This is a genomic window from Streptomyces decoyicus, from assembly GCF_019880305.1.
In the GTDB taxonomy this organism is placed as follows: domain Bacteria; phylum Actinomycetota; class Actinomycetes; order Streptomycetales; family Streptomycetaceae; genus Streptomyces; species Streptomyces decoyicus.
Genome location: NZ_CP082301.1, coordinates 1,027,847 through 1,045,735 on the forward strand (window position 1 = coordinate 1,027,847; position 17,889 = coordinate 1,045,735).

Here is a 17,889-nt window from a genome sequence, read left to right on the forward strand (position 1 = left end):
GCGGACCGGGTGTGCGGCGGGTCTTCCCCTCCGACTGCGGTGGCTGGTAAACGGGGGCCATGCCGAGACTTGCTGCCGCGCTGCGCGGCCTTGCTGCCGCTGCCGCCGCGCTGATCGCCGTCGCCGCTGTCCCTTCGGGTGCGGCGGCGGGCACCGTCCCGCACCGCCCGGCACCGTCGTCGCATCCGGCCAACGACCCCAAGGCGCCACGGGAGTTCGTCGCGCTGCGGGACGTGGATCCCACGATCATCCAGGAGATGCGCTACGTCACCCCGCACAACTTCATGGGGGTGCCGGTGACCGGCTACCGGGCGCCGATGTGCCTGCTGACCCGGGACGCGGCACGGGCGTTGCACCGGGCACAGCGCGTGTTCCTGCGCCGCGGATACTCCCTCAAGGTCTATGACTGCTACCGGCCGCAGCGCGCCGTGAACCACTTCGTGGCCTGGGCCAAGGACCTCGGCGACCAGCGGATGAAGGGCGAGTTCTATCCGCGGGTCGACAAGTCGACGCTCTTCCGGGACGGCTATATCGCGGAGAAGTCCGGACACAGCAGGGGCAGCACCCTCGATCTGACACTGGTGCGGCTGCCCGCCCTGCCGACCCGGCCGTACGTCCCCGGGGAGCCGTTGTCATCGTGCTTCGGCCCGAGAGCGGCCCGCTTCCCGGACAATTCACTGGACATGGGAACCGGCTTCGACTGCTTTGACACCCTGGCGCACACCCTCGACCCCCGGATCAAGGGCGAGCAGCGGGCGAACCGGCTGCTGCTGAAGGACGGCATGGAGCGCGCCGGCTTCGTCAACTACCCGTACGAGTGGTGGCACTACACCTTCACACCGGAGACGTTTCCGGACACCTACTTCGACTTCCCGGTCGCCCGGCGGTCGCTCGTCCGGCACTGACCGCCCGCGCCGGCAGCCCTGCCAGTGACCCTGCCGGCGGCCCTGCCTTGTCCGCCGCGGTCGGCCCGTAGGACTCCAGGAGGACCGGGGCGGACAAGGCGGCGGAGAGGGCGTCGGTCCAGGCATGCGGGTCGCTGCCGGGCGTCTGCCAGCGGTCCGGGCGGGCGCTCAACAGCCTTTCGGTGACCGCCTGTTGGCGGCGCAGGTCGCCCGGCCGCGCCGCCGGGATGCGGTCCATGGGTCCGTCCGGGGTGCGGTAGCCGTGGGCGAGGCGCAGCGCGCGGTGGCGGGCCGGGGCGTCGAGGTGGGTGACGGCGAGGGCGTCCACTCCCCCGCAGGCAGCGATGGCGTAGGCGTGCGCGGGCACGTCGAAGTGGCCGGCGCGGAAGGCTCCTTGCCAACGGCCGTGGCCGTTGTGCGGCTCGGGGAGGACGGCTGCCAGGGCGGGGTCCTCGGTGACGAGCGGGCCGGGGCCGTGCCGGGTCGTATAGGTCCGTACGACGCCCAGACGCAGCGCTGCGTGCGGCCGGCCGGCCTCGGCGAGGAGGGTTTCGGCGCCGTCGAAGGTGGTGGTGGACCAGGTGGTGTAGGGGTGGAAACCGCGCCATTCGTCCAACAGGACGCCCTGGGCGCCTTCGAAGACGGCCGGGCCGCGGCGCAGCAGGCCGGGCAGATGGGTCTCGTCGACGAGCGTGACGTGGTCGGCGAAGGCGGTGCAGGCGACCAGGCAGGCGTCGACGGGTGGCGCGTCGAGCGGGCCCACCGCGGCGGTGAGGCGGTCGCGCAGCAGGGTGAGTTTGCGGCGCAGGGCCGTACGGGAGGTGCAGTCTCCGGCCGTGGGGGCGTCGGCGGGGTGGGCGAGGGCGTAGGCGGCGGTTTCGCCGATGCCCATGCCGCAGGAGCCGTGCCGGGCGGCGCCCCGGGAGCACTCCCGGGCCCGGTTGGCGGCCGCGTGGTAGGGCGTGGTGAGCCGGGCGCGGCGGTCCACGGTCAGCAGCGCGAGCGGGTCCGGGACGCCGAGCGAGGCGAGATGCCGGGCCTCCGTGGCGAGCGCCAAGGGGTCCACCAGCATCAGGCGGGAGAGATGGGTGGGGACGCCGCTGAAGGTGCCGGAGCCGAACTGGGCGAAGGTGTGGTGGCGGCCGTCGGTGGTGACGACGTTGTGGGCCGCCTGGGCGCCGCCGTTGAAGCGGATCACCGCCGTGACCGGCGCCGCGTCCGCCCGGGGGACGCAGAGCCGGTCGACGACGGTGCCCTTGCCCGCGTCGCCGTAGCCGAGATCGACCACGATGGTGTGGACTCCAGCAGGCGGGGTGCATAGGCGCGGTGGCGCCGGTCGCCGTGCCGCGCCAGCCGGTCCAGTGCCTGCGCCTCACGCTCCATGAGGTCGTTGTCGGTGACCGCGCGCGGGATCTTCAGCAGCGCGCGGTGCCGGGTGCCGTCCTGCTCGTACGACGCCTCACGGAGCACCGCGAGGTCACCGGTGGCCAGGGTGGCACCGAGGGTGTACGTGCGGCGGCGGGTGGTCAGGGTCGGGCGGGCGGCGGCGGTGTGCTGCTGCCAGAGTGCGTCGAGGCGGGCGAACTCGGCCTCGGCTTGCGGGCGTTCGGCAGCCGGAGCGGTGTCGGGGTGCAGCAGACGGGCGAGTCTGCGGTGGGTCCGGGCGGCCGCGGCGGCGTCGTCGGCGAAGAGGTCCGCGGGCCGGCGGGCGGCGGACAGCGCGGTGCGGGCGGCGGCGCGGGTGCGCGGCGCGTCCGCGGCCGTGGGGGTCATCGCACGCTCTCCTCCCGGTCGGGGCGCAGCAGCGCCGGGTGCAGCAGACGGGCGTCGCCCGCACGGTAGAGGCGGGCGCGCGGACCTCCGCGGGCTCCCCCGCGGGCCGCCGTCGCGCCGGTGGATTCGACGAAGCCGGGGACGGAAAGCACCTTGCGGTGGAAGTTCCCGGCGTGCAGCAGGCTGCCCCAGATGGATTCATAGACGCCGCGGAGCTCGACGATGGTGAATTCCTCCGCGAGGAACGCCGTGGCCAGCGGGGTGTACTCGATCTTTGCGCGGGCCCGGTCGAGTCCGTCGGCGACGATGCGGGCGTGGTCGAAGGCGAGCGGCCGGAGGGTCTGCGGACCGGGCTGCCCCTCCGCCGCCGTGTCGTCGGCGGGCCGGGGCACGGAACCACCCCCGTCGATCCCGTGCCCCGGACCCTGCTCTGGGGGACGCGGCCGGGCCGCGTCCGGTTCGGCGAAAGTCTGCGAAGTCATCCTTTCGGGGCCCTGCGCCTCCGCGCAGCCCTCGCACCGGCCGCCGAGGTCCAGCGCGGAGACCGGGACCCAGGCTGCGGACGAGGCATCGCCGCCGCCCCGGGCCTCGGGGAGATCGGGCGCGAAGGCCAGGTAGGCGACGGTCACGACGGGCATGCGCGGGTCGCGGCCGGGGTCGCCGTACGAACCGAGCTGTTCGAGGTGGACGCGCTCCAGCTGCGTGGCGTCCAGCCCCGTTTCCTCGGCGAGTTCGCGGGCCGCGGCCGCATCGAGCGACTCCCGCCCCGCGCGGACGAATCCGCCCGGCAGTGCCCAGGCGCCCTGGAAGGGCCGGCCGCCGCGCTCGACGAGCAGGAGGTGCAAGGCGCCCGCGCGCAGCGTCAGCGCGACGATGTCGACGGTCACGGCGATGGCGGGGAACTCTCGCGGGTCGTAGGAGGCGAGGAATGCACTGTCGCCGTCGCCGTCGTCCTGCGCGGCGCCGCTTCCGTTGCCCTGCCGGTCCGTGGTCACGACCGCCCCCGATGTTGTTCTCACTCCGAGTCTTTCTCGGAATGAGTACAACATAGCACCGGGTGGCAGCGGCGTCCAGGGGAGCAAGGGAGAGCAATACGGGCTGCAATACGGGCGGTCATGCCCGGAGGTGGCGCACCGTCCGCGACGGCGGGCGCCCGCGCCCCGCCGCCGGTGAGCTCAGAGCCGGCCGCCGGCGGGATCCGACGAGAGCAGCTGGGTGACGTGCACCGGGATGACCGACACGCAGCGGGCCGAATTCCTTGGTGAGGGCGGTGAGCCGTACGGCGGGTGCGGCGGGTTCACGACCCGGAAGGGCGTCGGTGCGGGCGGCTCCCCCGCGTGAACGGCTTGATCGCCCGGCGGCTGTACCGGGGTTCCGCGCGGAGCGGCAGCGTGCCACACTCCTGACGTTCCGTCAGTTCTGTGGTTGCCGTTCCGCGGTCGTTCTGCGGTCGTTCTGCAGTCGTTCTGCAGTCGGGGAGGGTCTGTGGCACATACACACAAGCCGGTGGTGCCGGGGTGGTTCGATCCGGACGCACCGGACTTCCGGCTGTTGGGGACACGCTGCCGGGCCTGCGACGCGGTGTTCTTCCCCCGCGAGGACTCGTTCTGCCGCAACCCCGATTGCGGGGGCGACGAGTTGGCGGAGGTGCCGCTGTCCCGGCACGGCACGGTCTGGTCGTACACCGACGCGCGCTATCGCCCGCCCGCCCCCTACGTCTCCGACCCGGACGCCGAGTGGCAGCCGTACATCCTGGTCGCCGTGGAGCTGGCGGAGGAGCGGATGGTGGTCCTCGGACAGGCGGCACCCGGCGTCCGCACCGCTGAGCTCACCGTGGGCACGGAGGTCGAGCTGGTGCCCGGGATCCTCAACGAGGGCGACGGGCACACCTGGACGACGTGGCACTGGCGGCCTAGTGGGGGTGAGCGGGGGGCCGGGGCGGAGCGTGAGCCGGGGCAGCCGCTCGGCTGCGGGGCGGCATCTGCCGGGGGCGGGGCGATGCCTGACTCGCTGCGGTCGGTCGCGCCGGGTGCGGAGCCTGGCACTCCGCCCGTTCACGTCGCCACTCCCGAAGCGGTACACATAGCCGCCCCCGAAGCGGAAGTCGCCGCCCCCGAAGCGGAAGTCGTCGCTCCCGGAGCGGAAACCGCATCACTACACCCGCCCACCCCCCGAAGGGGGGTGGGCGGCGGGGAAAAAACTGGAGGTGCGGGTGGGCGGCGGGTAGGGAGGAGCCCCGGAAGCATCGCGACCGGCGATGTGGCGGTGCTCGGCGCCGGTATGCACCCCTGGGGCAAGTGGGGGCGCAGCTTTGTCGAGTACGGCACGAAGGCGGCCAGGGAGGCGCTCGCGGACGCCGGGCTCGACTGGCGCGCCGTGCAGAGCATCGTCGGCGCGGACACGGTGCGCGGCGGCTACCCCGGCTATGTGGCGGGCGCGACCTTCGCCAAGGCGCTGGGCTGGCAGGGCGCCCGGGTGACCAGCGTCTATGCGGCCTGCGCGTCCGGCGCACAGGCCATCGGCACCGCGCGGGCGCAGATCCTCTCGGGGATGGCGGACGTGGCCCTGGTGGTGGGCGCCGACGCCGCGCCCAAGGGCTTCTTCACCCCGGCGGGCGGCGACCGGCCCGACGACCCGGACTGGTTGCGGTTCCGGGTGCTGGGGGCCACCAACCCGGCGTACTTCGGCCTGTACGCGCGCCGCCGGATGGCGCTGTACGGCGACACGGCCGACGACTTCGCGCAGGTGAAGGTCAAGAACTCGGCGGCGGGCACGGCCAATCCGTACGCCCGCTACCGCAAGCGGGTCACCGCGCAGGAGGTCGCGGCGTCGGCCGTGGTCTGCGATCCACTGCGGCTGCTGGACATCTGCGCCACCTCCGACGGCGCCGCGGCGCTGGTCCTGACGAGCATGGAGTTCGCGCGCCGGCACGGCGCCACGGATCCGGTCCGGATTCGCGCGGTCGCCACGGCCACCCCGCAGTATCCGCGGACCGTACTGGACCTGCCGGACATCGCCACTGACTCCGCAGCCGCCGTACCGCCGCCGGAGACCGGCTTCCGGGCGTCGATCGCGCACACCGCCTACGAGGAGGCCGGGATCGGCCCCGAGGATCTTTCGCTGGCCGAGGTCTACGACCTGTCCACGGCACTGGAGTTGGAGTGGTACGAGGACCTGGGGCTGTGCGGCCCCGGCGAGGGGGCGAGGCTGCTGCGGGACGGGGCCACGGCGCTGGGCGGGCGGCTGCCGGTGAATGCCAGCGGCGGTCTGGCCTCGTTCGGCGAGGCGGTCCCTGCCCAGGCCATCGCCCAAGTCTGCGAGCTGACCCGGCAGTTGCGGGGGCAGGCGGGCGCGCGGCAGGTGGCGGGTGCCCGGGTGGGTGTGACCGCCAACCAAGGGCTGTTCGGGCACGGGTCGGCGGTGGTCGCGGTGCGGTGAACGCGGAGCGGGAGCGGTGAGCGCGAGCCCGGAAGCGGTGAACACCGGCCCGGCGGGCGCCGCCCGCCCCCGGCCAGACGGAGGTGCGGGCCCCCGAGTGGACGGGAACGCACGGTAGCGGCGCCAACGCTGACGGTCTCAACATCCTCGGCTGTGCGCGACCTTGACGGCCCCTCACCACCGGTGAACACTTCCGGGTGCCAGTCGGCATCGCCGCACTCAGGCACCCCGGCCGGGTGGCAGCGGCTGTCCGCTGCCCGCCGGTGGCACGCACCCTGCACGGAGGACCGGGGGACGTCCCCGGGCGAGGGCCAAGGAGCCGCCATGTATTCCAATGGGGACATCGTCGTCGGTGAAGTGATCGGCACCGCGATACTCATACTCTTCGGCGCCGGTGTGTGCGCCGCCGTCACCCTGCACTACTCCAAGGCGAAGGGCGCCGGCTGGGTCGTGATCGCCTTCGGCTGGGGCATGGGCGTACTCGCCGGCGCCTACACCGCGGCGCCGCTGTCCGGCGGGCATCTCAACCCCGCGGTCACGCTGGGCTCGGCGGTCGCGGGCGGCACCGAGTGGTCGAAGGTGCCGCTGTACATCCTGGCGCAGATGGTCGGTGCGGCGATCGGGGCCGTACTGGCCTGGGCGCTGTATTACGCGCAGTTCGCCGCCAACGCGGAGCAGGACAAGGCCCAGCCGACGCTGGGGATCTTCTCCACCGGCCCGGAGATCCGCAAGCCGGCCGCCAACCTCGTCACCGAGGTCATCGCCACCATCGGCCTGGTGCTGCCGCTGCTGTTCTTCGGCCAGAACAAGGGCATCGGCATCGGCCGGGTCCCCGGCGAACACGTGGGCGTCTACGGCTCCGGGATCAATGTGCTGCTGGTCGCGCTGCTGGTCGTCGGTATCGGGCTGTCGCTGGGCGGGCCCACCGGCTATGCCATCAACCCGGCCCGCGACCTCGGTCCGCGCCTGGTGCACGCCCTGCTGCCGATCCCCAACAAGGGTCCCTCCGACTGGAGTTACTCCTGGATCCCGGTGGCCGGGCCGCTGATCGGCGCGGTGCTGTCCGGCCTGGTCTACAACGCGGCGTTCTGACACCGGCCGAGAGGTGTCCGCCCGACCGGGCCCGGGTGCCCGGGCCCGCTGCACCCACTCACCAGGACTTCAGGAGGCGTGACGGCATGACGGAGCGAACCGGGAAGACCGAGAAGTATGTAGCCGCGATCGACCAGGGCACCACGTCGAGCCGCTGCATCATCTTCGACCACGGCGGGGCGATCGTCGCCGTCGACCAGCGCGAGCACCGGCAGATCTTCCCCAAGCCGGGCTGGGTGGAGCATGACGCCACCGAGATCTGGTCGAAGGTGCAGGCCGTGGTGGCGGGCGCGCTCGCCAAAGCGGGGCTGCGCGCGGACCAGCTCAGTGCGCTGGGCATCACCAACCAGCGGGAGACCACGGTCCTGTGGGACCGGGCCACCGGCAAGCCGGTGCACCACGCGATCGTCTGGCAGGACACCCGGACCTCTCAGCTGTGCGCCGAACTGGGCGGCGCGGACGGCCAGGACCGCTTCCGTGAGGCCACCGGGCTGCCACTGGCCAGCTATTTCTCCGGCCCCAAGGCCGCTTGGCTACTGGATGAGGTCCCGGGGCTGCGGGCCCGTGCCGAGCGCGGCGAGATCGCCTTCGGCACCATCGACTCCTGGCTGATCTGGAATCTGACCGGTGGCACCGACGGCGGTGTGCATGTCACCGATGTGACCAACGCGGGCCGCACGATGCTGATGAACCTCGGCACCCTCCAGTGGGATCCGGCGATCCTGGCGGCGATGAACGTACCGGCCGCGATCCTGCCGGAGATCAGGTCGTCGGCCGAGGTGTACGGCACAGCCGTGGGGCAGCTGCGCGGGGTGCCGGTGGCGTCCGCGCTCGGCGACCAGCAGGCGGCCGTCTTCGGCCAGACCTGCTACGGCGTCGGCGAGGCCAAGAACACCTACGGCACGGGTTCGTTCCTGCTGTTGAACACCGGTAACCGCCCGGTCCCCTCCAAGAACGGGCTGCTGACGACGATGGGCTACCAGCTCGGCGGTGAGGCGCCGGTCTACTGCCTGGAGGGGTCCATCGCCATCACCGGCGCGCTCGTGCAGTGGTTCCGCGACCAGCTGGGCATCATCGCGTCGGCCGAGGAGATCGAACCGCTGGCGGCGAGCGTCCCGGACAACGGCGGGGCGTACGTCGTACCGGCGTTCTCCGGCCTGTTCGCGCCCTACTGGCGTTCCGACGCACGCGGCGTGATCACCGGCCTGACCGGGTTCGTCACCAAGGCGCATCTGGCGCGCGCCGTACTGGAGGCGACCAGCTGGCAGACCCGGGAGGTCGTGGACGCCATGTTCCAGGACTCGGGCGTGCGGATCACCCAGCTCAAGGTCGACGGCGGGATGACCGCCAACAACCTGCTGATGCAGCATCAGGCGGATGTGCTGGACGTGCCGGTGATCCGCCCGGTGATCTCGGAGACCACCTGTCTGGGAGCGGCGTACGCGGCCGGTCTGGCGACCGGGGTCTGGCAGGACCTGGACGAGCTGCGGACCCACTGGAAGCGGGACACGGAGTGGACGCCGCGGATGGACGCGCAGGTCCGCGACCGCGAGTTCGCCAACTGGCGCAAGGCCGTGGAGCGGAGCTTCGGCTGGCTGGCCGACGACGGTTCGGCGAGGTAGCGGCGTCGGCAGCGCGCAGACGTACGGCCCGTACCCCGGACGGCGGGGTACGGGCCGTACTTCCGCGCCCCGTCAGGGGAGCGCGGGCTCCCGGCGGCGGGCACCGGCCTCCATCGCATGCTCGACGACGGAGACCAGCACATCCCGCGCGTCGTCCTTGAGGCGGGCGTCGCACAGCATCACCGGCACCTGGGGGTCCAGGTCCAGGGCGTCGCGTACGGATTCCGGCGGGTAGCGGTCGGCGCCGTCGAAGCAGTTGACGGCGACCGTGAAGGGCAGCCCGCGCCGCTCGAAGTAGTCGATGGCGGCGAAGCTGTCGGCCAGCCGGCGGGTGTCGGCCAGCACCACGGCGCCGAGCGCGCCCCGTGCCAGTTCGTCCCACAGGAACCAGAAGCGGTCCTGGCCCGGGGTGCCGAAGAGATACAGCACCAGTTCCTCGTTGACGGTGATCCGTCCGAAGTCCATGGCGACGGTGGTGGTGGTCTTGGCCTCCACCCCGTCGAGGTCGTCGAGCGGCCTGCCCGCCTCGGTCAGCCGTTCCTCGGTCCGCAGGGGTTTGATCTCGCTGACGGCACCGACCAGGGTGGTCTTACCGACCCCGAAGCCGCCCGCGACCAGGATCTTGAGCGTCACCGGCTCGACGGCGGCGGACCGTCGGCGGCGATCGGATCGCCCGAAGGCCATGGGATTCTTCTCCTGAATTGCCGTATATACGGGGGGGAGCTCACGCTTGGTGCCCGAGCGTCGGCGCACGGGGCAGCTGGTGCAAGGGAACGGTACAACGTGCTCGGCACGACGCCCACTTGAGATGCGTCACGCCGGGGAGACGTCGTGGGTCAGAGGGGGCCAACCTGCCCAAAAGGGCGCGTCGGCACGGGCCGGTGGAAGCGGGCGGAGCAGGGCGGGCCGGTGGAAGCGGGCGGAGCAGGGCGGGCCGGCGCTCAGCGCGCGGCGAGGACGCCGGGCCGGTCGAGCAGCCCGAGCATGCTCACAAAGCTGGATTCGACGAAGGCGCAGAGCTCTTCGCGGGCGTCGGGCTCCTGCACGGGCCAGTTGACGACCGCCTCCTCGGCGAACGCCATCCAGGCCCGGGAGGCCAGTTCGAGCCGCGGGGCGTCCGGCAGGCCGAGCCGCTTCTGGCCGTCGCGCACCCGGCGGGCGACGGTCTCCCGGGCCGCGCCGACGATGTCCGTGACCGCGGGATGGCTGCCGGCGGCGCCCCGCACCAGGGCGAGATACACCTGACGGTGCTCCAGGACGTACGCCACGAAGCCCGTGATGAAGGCCCGCATCCAGGCGACCGGTTCCAGCGAGCCGTCCGGTTCCGTCGCGTCGGTGAAGCGGTCGCAGGCGGCGCGGACCACCGCGCGGTAGAAGTCACGCTTGGAGTCGAAGTAGTGGAAGAGCAGCCCTCGGGAGATACCGGCCCGCCGGGCCACCTCGTCGGTGGACAGCTCGTCCAGGGAACGGCCGGCGAGCATCTCCAGACCGATGCCGACCAGCTGCTCCCTGCGCTGGTCGGGCGTGAGGCGGGTGGTGCGCTTGCCGGACATGCCCGCAGTTTACGGCGACGGTGGCCGGGACCGCCCCGGGTCCCGGCCCGCCGCGGTGTCAGGCGTACTGGCCGAGGTGTTCGAGGATCTTGGGGCTGACCACGTCGGGGACCTCTTCGGGCAGCCAGTGGCTGGCGCCCTCCAGGGCCTCGAAGCGGTAGGGGCCGTCCACCCACTCCCCCGTGGACTCGGCCGCGCCACGGCCCAGGGCGGTGTCCTCGCTGCCCCACAGGAAGAGGGTGGGAACGGTGATCCGGCCTGCGGGTACCGAGATGACCGACTCGGGGGCGCGGTACCAGTTGAGCGTGGCGGTCAGTGCGCCCGGGGCGGAGAGCCGGCGGATGTTGCCGTCCACGAGCGCGGCGGGCACCTTGCCGGCGTATGCGGCGCGCAGCCGGGCGGCGTCGTCGGCGAGCAGCGCGGCCTCCGCGGCCCCGTCGTCGCGGCGGAAGAACCGGACGTAGTCGAGACGGTGATGCTGGACGGAGTCCTCGGCGGCGGCCCGGTTGAGCGCGTCCGGGTGCGGGGTGGCCAGCACGGTCAGGGACTTCAGCCGCTCGGGGTGGGCGCCGGCCAGCGCCCAGGCGACCATGCCGCCCCAGTCGTGCGAGACGAGGTGGAAGCGGCCCGCGCCCTGGGAATCGGCGAAGGCCAGTGCGTCGGCGACGAGTTCGGGCACCGCGTAGTCGGCGATGCGGGGCGGACGGGCGCGCGGCGAATAGCCTCGCTGGTCGACGGCGACGGCACGGTAGCCCGCCGCGCCCAGGACGGGGAGCACGGCGCTCCAGGAGTCGGCGAACTCGGGCCAGCCGTGCAGCAGCAGCACGAACTCGCCGTCGGCCGGGCCGCAGGCCAGTGCGTCGTAGGTGTGCGGGCCGGCCTGGATCTCCAGGTGTTCGACGGGGGCCGGGGTCTCGTCCGTGGCCATGGCGCGGATCTCCTCCTGTTGACAGTTGCTCAACAGGAACCGTACCGCGGGGCCGGTCTGCCGCCACGCGTGGCCGGTTCACCGGCGAGACCGGTGAACCCACGGCGCGATCCGGCGGATTTGCGTCCGGCCGACGGAGGTGGTCTCCCGGCGGGGGCCGGACCGGCCGCCGAGCGGTGGGCGCCGTCGCGGAGGAGGGCTCCGGGCGACGGCGGCCGACGGGTCACGGCGCGCGTCACAGCGCGCGCAGGCCGTCGATCACCTCGCGCAGCACCTTCTCGTCCGGCAGCTCGGCCGGCGGTACCGGCCTGCTGACATGGACCAGCTCGGCATCCAGCAGGTCCCCGATCAGGACCCGTACGACGCCGACCGGCAGGTCGAGTTCGGCCGCCAGCTCGGCGACCGACAGCGGCTCCTGCCGGCACAGCTCGACGATCTCGATGTGCTCCGGCGACAGGGTCCGGTCGTCGACCGGCTCCTCCGCACGACTCTCGGCGATCACCAGCGCGATCAGATCGAGGCGCCCCTCCGCGGCCGTGCGGGTGCGCCCGCGCGTCATGGCGTACGGCCGGACGACGGGGCCCGCCTCGTCGTCGAACCAGCGGGCGGCGTCCCGTTCCCGCGCCGCCCGGCCGTCCTGGTCGCTCATGCCGAAACCTCGCTTCGCTCGGCCTCGCATTCGCGCGGCGCGCACCTCTCACATCTTCGCTCGCCGCGCTCGCTCATGGCGTCACCGTCGTCGTGCTCAGGTGGAAAGGCCGGACCTGGGCGCGGTGCCCAGGTGCGTACCCACACGCTTGACCAGCAGCGTCATCTCGTACGCGATCAGCCCGACGTCGGAGTCCGCGTCGGCCAGTACGGCCAGGCAGCTGCCGTCGCCCGCCGCGCTGACGAACAGGAACGCCTCGTCCAGCTCGACCATGGTCTGCCGTACCTGCCCGGCCTCGAAGTGCCGGCCGACGCCCTTGGCCAGACTGTGGAAGCCGGACGCGACCGCGGCCAGATGCTCGCCGTCCTCGCGGGTCAGGTCCTTCGAGGCCCCGGTCGCCAGCCCGTCGCTGGAGAGGACCAGTGCCTTGCGGATGGAGCCGACCCGCTCGACGAGCTCGTCCAGGAGCCAGTTCAGCTCCCCGGATCCCTTCTCCGAGACCGATGCGGTGGAAGCTGCTGCCTTCGGTGCGGTCATGGACCGTCCCCTCCCGATGTGGTTCCTGGTGGTGCTGTGCTGCCCGTGTCGTGGCCGTCCTGTGTGGCCGTGGCACGGGCGTCCGGGTCTGTGGTGTCCGGTCCTGTGGGGTCCGGGGCCGTTCCGCCCGCAGCCGCCGTTTCACCGGCTGCGGGGGTCTGCCCCCGTGGTGGTGCGGTCGCGCGCGGGTCCTCGCCGTTGTCGCGGCGGCCGCGCTGCCAGCCGCGCTGGAGCGAGGCCATCCGGGCGCGGACCGCCTCGGCGTCGCGGTCGTCCTCGGCCTCCGTGCTCCGCCCCTGCACCTCGGTCTGCCCGGTGGCCTCGGCCTTGAGCTGGGGCGCGAGGCTGGCCTGCCGTACCCGGCGGGGCAGCCCCGTGGGTGTGGTGGGCGCGGGCCGCTCGCGGTCCTTGGTGGGCTGCGTGCCGTCCAGGGCCGGGCCCGGCGGCTCGGGCGCGGCCGACGACGACGGCCGGGCCTCGGAGCCCTCGGGACGCGGACGCCCGGAGCCGGGACGCTCGGAGCCGGGACGCTCGGAGCCGGGACGCTCGGCGGCCCGCTGCTCCTGGGCGCCGCGGTCGTCGACCGTTCTGCCGTGGTCGGCGACCAGCACCGGCGGGCGGGGGCGGCGGCGCGGCAGCGGTGCCGGCCCGCCGGGCGCCTGGTCCCGGGTCTGCTGGTGCTGCTCGCCCTCGGGGACGGGCGGCACCGGTGCGATGGCGCGCGGTGCGGCGGCCGGACCGTCGGGGGCGGGGGCGGGCCCCTTCCGCTCGCGGTCGCGGTCCCGCTTGCGGAAGAGAGCGTCCTCGTCGTCGGCCGGGCCCAGGCCGTCCGGGCCCAGGCCGTCCGGGGCCAGTTCGTCCGGGCCGAGCGGCGCCTCGAGTTCGACCGGGCCGTCGATGACGGCCGGGATGCGCCGCTCCCGGCGGGGCGGTGCCTGGGAGAGCGCGGCCAACTTGCCCGCCGCGTGCTCCAGTTCATTGCCGACCGGGCCGCCGGGCAGACCGTCCGGCGCCGGGTCGTCGTCCTCCCGGCCGCCGGCGGTGCTCTCGGTGAGGATCCTCGCCGGGATGAAGACCACGGCGGTGGTCCCGCCGTACGGCGAGGGCTGAAGGGAGACCCGCACGTCCTGCCGCTGGGCGAGCCGGCTGACCACGAACAGGCCGAGCCGGTCGGTGTCGGACAGCTCGAACTCGGGGGTCTCGGCGAGCCGGAGGTTGGCCTCCAGCAGCAGATCGGGGGTCATGCCCAGACCGCGGTCGTGGATCTCCAGGGTGAAGCCGTTGGCGACCCGCTCGCCCAGGACCTGCACGGCGGTGTGCGGCGGCGAGAAGACGGTGGCGTTCTCCAGGAGTTCGGCTATCAGGTGCGTGAGGTCGGACACCGCGGGGCCGTCCACCGCGAGCCGGGGAAGGCGGCGCACCTCGATCCGCTCGTAGTCCTCCACCTCGGCGACCGCCGCACGCACCACGTCCATCAGCTGGATCGGCTTGCGCCACTGCCGGGAGGGTGCCGCGCCGGAGAGAATGACCAGGCCCTCCGCATGCCGTCGCATACGGGTGGTCAGATGGTCGATCCGGAAGAGGTCGGCGAGTTCGTCGGTGTCCTCGGTGCGCCGTTCCATGGCGTCCAGGAGGGTCAGCTGGCGGTGCAGCAGGACCTGGCTGCGGCGGGCGAGGTTGACGAACACCTCGGACACACCACGACGCATTTCGGCCTGTTTGACGGCGGCCTCGATCGCGGCCCGCTGGAGGGTGTGGAGCGCCTGGCCGACCTGGCCGGTTTCGTCCGGGCCGAATTCGAGCCGGGGCGCCTCCGTCTCCACATCGACCTGTTCGCCGGCCGCCAGCCGGCGCATGACGCTCGGCAGCCGTACGCCGGAGACGTCATGGGCGGCCTTGCGCAGCCGGATCAGGTCCCGGACGTGGCGGCGGCCGATACGGAACGAGACGATGAGCGAGACCAGCAGCGCGGCAAAGCCGAGGACGCCGGCGATGGCGGCCTTGAGCAGGACGTTCATGGCGACCGGGGCGACACGCTCCTGGTAGCGGTCACCGGCGTCCTTGCCCATCCGCTGGAGGTCGTCGAGCACCTTGCGTGCCGTGGTGTTCCAGCGCTCGGCGTTGACCGCCCGCGGTCCGGCCTGCGGACCGGCGGCGATCACCCGGTCCTCGTAGGAGGTCAGCTCGCGGGCCTTCGCGGAGTGCCAGTAATCGGCGTAGAGACCGCGGTCCTTGGCGGGCAGGGCGGGCAGGTTGGTGCGGTAGAGGACCCGGCGCTCGGCGACCCGGTCGGACAGCGCGCGCAGATCGCGCTTGCTCATGCTGCCGGAGGCGAGCACCGCGGACATCAGGGCGTCCTCGCGGGAGACCGCCTCCCGGGCCCGGGTGACGTTGACCAGCGCACGCGCCTGCTTGTCCATCTCCACGTTCTCCAGGGCGTGGAGCGCGGCGAGGAAGTCGTAGCCGGGGTCGACGAGGGCGTTGTAGCTCTCCATGGCCTCGTCGCGGGAGACGGTGTTGTCCTCGACCTGGGCACGCAGCGAGCCGAGTGCGCCCAGGCCCTTGAGGACGCCGGTCATCCGGTCGCCGGTGTCCTCGCTCAGATCCTCGCGGATATCGCGGAGGTCGATGTCGGCGCGCAGCCGGCTGACGGCCTCGTCGGTGGCCCGGGTCCTCCGGTGGAGCTCGTCGAGCGCGTCGGCGCCGCGCCGGTCGGCGAGGTACAGCAGACTCTGCCGGCGCTCCCGTTGGAGGGTCTGGATGACGTCCTCGACCGGATAGCCCAGATTCTTCACGACGTTGCCGACGTCCAGCAGCTGGTTCGCCTCACGCCCGGTGATATAGGTCATGAAGGCCCACATGGACATCAGGGACACCAGTGGTACGAGCAGCAACGCCACGATCTTCCGGCGGACCGACTTCCCGCGAAAGCGCATGGCCTCCCCTACGTCAACCCCGGCGCACGGGGGTGGTGTTCCGTCAACAAACGGCGCGAGCCTACTACTGTCGAGTGACCCAGCCGAAGACCTCTCGTGACGCAGGGGAAGCGGCCGGGGCGGGATCATCATGAGTTGTCCGCCGATTCCCGGACAACCCGCCCGCATTGGCAGGGCAGTTCGCCCCTGCCCTGTCCGGCAAAGATGCCGGACGGTTGGCCGGTTTTGCTCTACCCCGGATCACTCCGCGCGGCCGCGGTACGTGACCATGCAACAGGACGGGGTGCCGCACGAGGGACATGTACCCGGCGAATCCGGGCAGCCACCGAGGAGTCGGACATGCGGGGAGAGTACGGGGAGCGTGACGGGTTCATGGACACCGGCAGACATCCGTTGTGGCAGGAGGAGCCGGCGGTCCGGCGCCGGATGGCCGATCCGGTGCGCACCGCCGCGGTGCGTGCCGTCATCATCGCGGCACTCACCCTGACCCAGGCCATGGTGGCGTTCCTGTGCACCCTGGCGGGCTCCTGGTACGCGTTCCCCGCGGTGCTCAGCACGGTCGCCAGCACCGTGGTCGCCACTTGGGCGGTGCTGGACGTCTGGGTGACCCGTCAGGTGTGGGTGCAGCGCAACGGGGTGCAGTCGCAGCCCAGCAGTACGGCCCGGGAGCTGCGCCGGGAGCGGCGCCGGGCACGCCGGCGGCAGCGCAGGGAAGTACGGGAGAACCCGTCGGGGATCGACCGGGCGGCCGCCTGAACGGGCGGGCGGGACAAGCGGTTCCCCGGAGGACTCCTGGCCCGCCGGACCCCTCGGACCGTCCGGCCTCCCGGGGAACCGAGGAACCGCACCCGGCTCGGGACGGTCCCGACGCGCACGCCGTGACCGGGTGCGGCTCGGAACGGTCCCGACCCGCACGCCGTGACCGGGTGGTTACGCCACCGCCTCTTCCCGTACGGCGGGCCGTACGTGAATCATGCCGTCCAGGACACTGACCTCGTGGGTGCGCACCGGCCTGCGGGCGGGCAGGCAGGCCGGGGCCCCGGTACGCAGGTCGAACAGGGCCGCATGCAGCGGGCATTCGACGAAGCAGCCCTCGACCCAGCCCTCGGAGAGGGAGGCGTCCTGATGGCTGCAGGTGTCGTCGACGGCGTAGTAGCCGCCCTCGGCATGAAAGACCGCGATGGCCGGCGTGACGTCGTCGATCTCGATCCGTACGGACTCGCCCTCGGGCAGGTCCTCGATGCGGCAGATGGGAATCATCTGGCCCCCCTCTCGCTGATCGGTATCATGTGTTCTGAATAACGCATCGCAGAGCGCGATGCGCAACAGAATCCAAGCCGGGAAGCGGGCCGTCAAGGGCTTCCCGGCAGATGCCCTCAGACGTGCCCCTCGGGGGCCACCGGGTGGTGACACAAAGACCCATGCCGAAGACGAGCGATACGACAGACGACCGGTCCGAGGAACGGCGCGGCGGGGCGGGATCCGTCCAGTCCGTGGACCGTGCGGTGAGCGTGCTGGAGATCCTGGCCAAGCTGGGCGAGGCCGGGGTGACCGAGATCTCCGAGGAGCTGGGCGTCCACAAGTCGACCGCGTTCCGGATCCTCGGGGTGCTGGAGAACCGCGGACTGGTGGAGCAGGAGCGGGACCGCGGGAAGTACTACCTGGGCGCCGGGGTGCTGCGGCTGGCCGGCGCCGCGGCGATCCGGCTGGACATCTCCCAGGAGGGCCAGCCGGTGTGCCGGGCGCTCGCCGAGGACACCGGGGAGACCGCCAACATCGCGGTGCTGGACGGCGATGCGGCGGTCAACATCATGCAGGCCAGGGGCTCCGCGGCGGTCACCGCGTACAACTGGCTGGGCCGCCGCACCCCGTTGCACGCCACCGCCAGCGGCAAGGTACTGCTGGCGCATCTGCCGACGGAGCGCCGGGAGACCCTGGTGACCCGCAAGCTGCCGCGGTTCACCGAGAACACCCTGACCACGGCGGCCGGTGTGCGCGAACAGCTCGCCGCCGCGCTCGCGGACGGATACGCCTGCACCAGCGAGGAGTTGGAGATCGGGCTGAACGCGGTGGCGGCACCGGTGCGGGCGCACGACGGCGCGGTGATCGGCGCGCTCGGCGTCTCCGGACCGGCCTACCGGATGGAGCGTGAGCTGCTGCCGGAGCTCGCGGAGCGGTCCGCCAAGGCGGCCGCGGAGCTCTCCCGCCGGATGGGGTACGCCGGTTGAGCCCCGTAGCGGAAAATCCCCCTTGACGGATCCCTGACCGGACTTCCAGCATGTCTCCTATAGCGCAACCCGGCGCACTATAGGCAACACGGCGACGGGGGTGGACCGTCTTCCACCGCTGTCACCGTTCCCAGGTTCTCAGCACCCCGTCCCAGGTTCTCAGCACCGCGCACCACTCCAACCCCTCACAGGCATCCGTGCCACCTCACGCGTGCTACCCGCCCTGCC

At 72.6% G+C, this 17,889-nt stretch carries 16 protein-coding genes and 1 pseudogene; 7 read left to right on the top strand and 10 right to left on the bottom strand.

Annotated elements, in window-relative coordinates; all coding sequences use genetic code 11:
• The first annotated feature begins 59 nt into the window (after positions 1-59).
• Positions 60-905 (top strand): M15 family metallopeptidase, encoded by an 846-nt coding sequence (locus tag K7C20_RS04350; protein ID WP_053209951.1) that lies wholly within the window; start codon positions 60-62, stop codon positions 903-905.
• On the opposite strand, the gene K7C20_RS04355 is transcribed toward K7C20_RS04350, so the two are convergent.
• Genes K7C20_RS04355 through K7C20_RS04365 form a run of 3 tightly spaced genes read right to left on the bottom strand, consistent with a single transcriptional unit; the run spans position 835 to position 3,727 of the window.
• Positions 835-2,193 (bottom strand): adenylosuccinate synthetase, encoded by a 1,359-nt coding sequence (locus K7C20_RS04355; protein ID WP_245171611.1) that lies wholly within the window; start codon positions 2,191-2,193, stop codon positions 835-837. The two genes, K7C20_RS04350 and K7C20_RS04355, sit on opposite strands and share 71 nt — an antisense overlap.
• Positions 2,100-2,678 (bottom strand): hypothetical protein, encoded by a 579-nt coding sequence (locus tag K7C20_RS04360; RefSeq protein WP_052414383.1) that lies wholly within the window; start codon positions 2,676-2,678, stop codon positions 2,100-2,102. The genes K7C20_RS04355 and K7C20_RS04360 overlap by 94 nt, the downstream gene beginning before the upstream one ends.
• Positions 2,675-3,727 (bottom strand): NUDIX hydrolase, encoded by a 1,053-nt coding sequence (locus K7C20_RS04365; RefSeq protein WP_078953455.1) that lies wholly within the window; start codon positions 3,725-3,727, stop codon positions 2,675-2,677. The genes K7C20_RS04360 and K7C20_RS04365 overlap by 4 nt, the downstream gene beginning before the upstream one ends.
• Before the next feature lie 457 nt (positions 3,728-4,184).
• On the opposite strand from K7C20_RS04365, the pseudogene K7C20_RS04370 reads away from it, so the two are divergent.
• The 4 genes and pseudogenes from K7C20_RS04370 to glpK form a co-directional block, all read left to right on the top strand.
• A pseudogene (locus K7C20_RS04370) lies at positions 4,185-4,598 on the top strand (Zn-ribbon domain-containing OB-fold protein); the annotation flags it as partial.
• 324 nt (positions 4,599-4,922) lie between these two features.
• Positions 4,923-6,116, top strand: a complete 1,194-nt coding sequence (locus K7C20_RS04375; RefSeq protein WP_280922025.1) for a lipid-transfer protein — start codon at positions 4,923-4,925, stop codon at positions 6,114-6,116.
• Between the two features lie 324 nt (positions 6,117-6,440).
• Positions 6,441-7,208: an MIP/aquaporin family protein gene (locus K7C20_RS04380; RefSeq protein ID WP_030088777.1), complete on the top strand. Its 768-nt coding sequence runs from the start codon at positions 6,441-6,443 to the stop codon at positions 7,206-7,208.
• Positions 7,209-7,294: 86 nt separating this feature from the next.
• The gene (glpK, locus tag K7C20_RS04385; RefSeq protein ID WP_030088775.1) at positions 7,295-8,830 is read left to right on the top strand and encodes a glycerol kinase GlpK; all 1,536 of its coding nucleotides are present in this window, start codon (positions 7,295-7,297) and stop codon (positions 8,828-8,830) included.
• A gap of 72 nt (positions 8,831-8,902) precedes the next feature.
• On the opposite strand, the gene K7C20_RS04390 is transcribed toward glpK, so the two are convergent.
• The 6 genes from K7C20_RS04390 to K7C20_RS04415 form a co-directional block, all read right to left on the bottom strand.
• Positions 8,903-9,514, bottom strand: coding sequence for a GTP-binding protein (locus K7C20_RS04390; RefSeq protein ID WP_030088772.1), 612 nt, complete (start codon positions 9,512-9,514; stop codon positions 8,903-8,905).
• Between the two features lie 257 nt (positions 9,515-9,771).
• Positions 9,772-10,383: a TetR/AcrR family transcriptional regulator gene (locus K7C20_RS04395; protein WP_053209950.1), complete on the bottom strand. Its 612-nt coding sequence runs from the start codon at positions 10,381-10,383 to the stop codon at positions 9,772-9,774.
• A 58-nt stretch (positions 10,384-10,441) separates the two neighbouring features.
• Positions 10,442-11,311, bottom strand: coding sequence for an alpha/beta fold hydrolase (locus K7C20_RS04400; protein WP_030088770.1), 870 nt, complete (start codon positions 11,309-11,311; stop codon positions 10,442-10,444).
• A gap of 235 nt (positions 11,312-11,546) precedes the next feature.
• Positions 11,547-11,960, bottom strand: a complete 414-nt coding sequence (locus K7C20_RS04405) for a DUF742 domain-containing protein (RefSeq protein ID WP_053209949.1) — start codon at positions 11,958-11,960, stop codon at positions 11,547-11,549.
• Positions 11,961-12,056: 96 nt separating this feature from the next.
• Positions 12,057-12,497 (bottom strand): roadblock/LC7 domain-containing protein, encoded by a 441-nt coding sequence (locus K7C20_RS04410; RefSeq protein ID WP_053209948.1) that lies wholly within the window; start codon positions 12,495-12,497, stop codon positions 12,057-12,059.
• Complete coding sequence (locus K7C20_RS04415) at positions 12,494-15,433, bottom strand: nitrate- and nitrite sensing domain-containing protein (protein ID WP_053209947.1); 2,940 nt, start codon at positions 15,431-15,433, stop codon at positions 12,494-12,496. Before K7C20_RS04415 ends, K7C20_RS04410 begins: the two co-directional genes overlap by 4 nt.
• Positions 15,434-15,637: 204 nt before the next feature.
• On the opposite strand from K7C20_RS04415, the gene K7C20_RS04420 reads away from it, so the two are divergent.
• Positions 15,638-16,189 (top strand): hypothetical protein, encoded by a 552-nt coding sequence (locus K7C20_RS04420; RefSeq protein ID WP_409351301.1) that lies wholly within the window; start codon positions 15,638-15,640, stop codon positions 16,187-16,189.
• 174 nt (positions 16,190-16,363) lie between these two features.
• Here the strand turns inward: K7C20_RS04420 and K7C20_RS04425 are convergent, their stop codons facing one another.
• Positions 16,364-16,693 carry a bifunctional 3-phenylpropionate/cinnamic acid dioxygenase ferredoxin subunit gene (locus tag K7C20_RS04425; RefSeq protein WP_030088757.1) on the bottom strand — a complete coding sequence of 110 codons (330 nt, stop codon included), beginning with the start codon at positions 16,691-16,693 and terminating at the stop codon, positions 16,364-16,366.
• A gap of 161 nt (positions 16,694-16,854) precedes the next feature.
• On the opposite strand from K7C20_RS04425, the gene K7C20_RS04430 reads away from it, so the two are divergent.
• Positions 16,855-17,661 carry an IclR family transcriptional regulator gene (locus tag K7C20_RS04430; RefSeq protein WP_078953453.1) on the top strand — a complete coding sequence of 269 codons (807 nt, stop codon included), beginning with the start codon at positions 16,855-16,857 and terminating at the stop codon, positions 17,659-17,661.
• Positions 17,662-17,889: the final 228 nt, after the last annotated feature.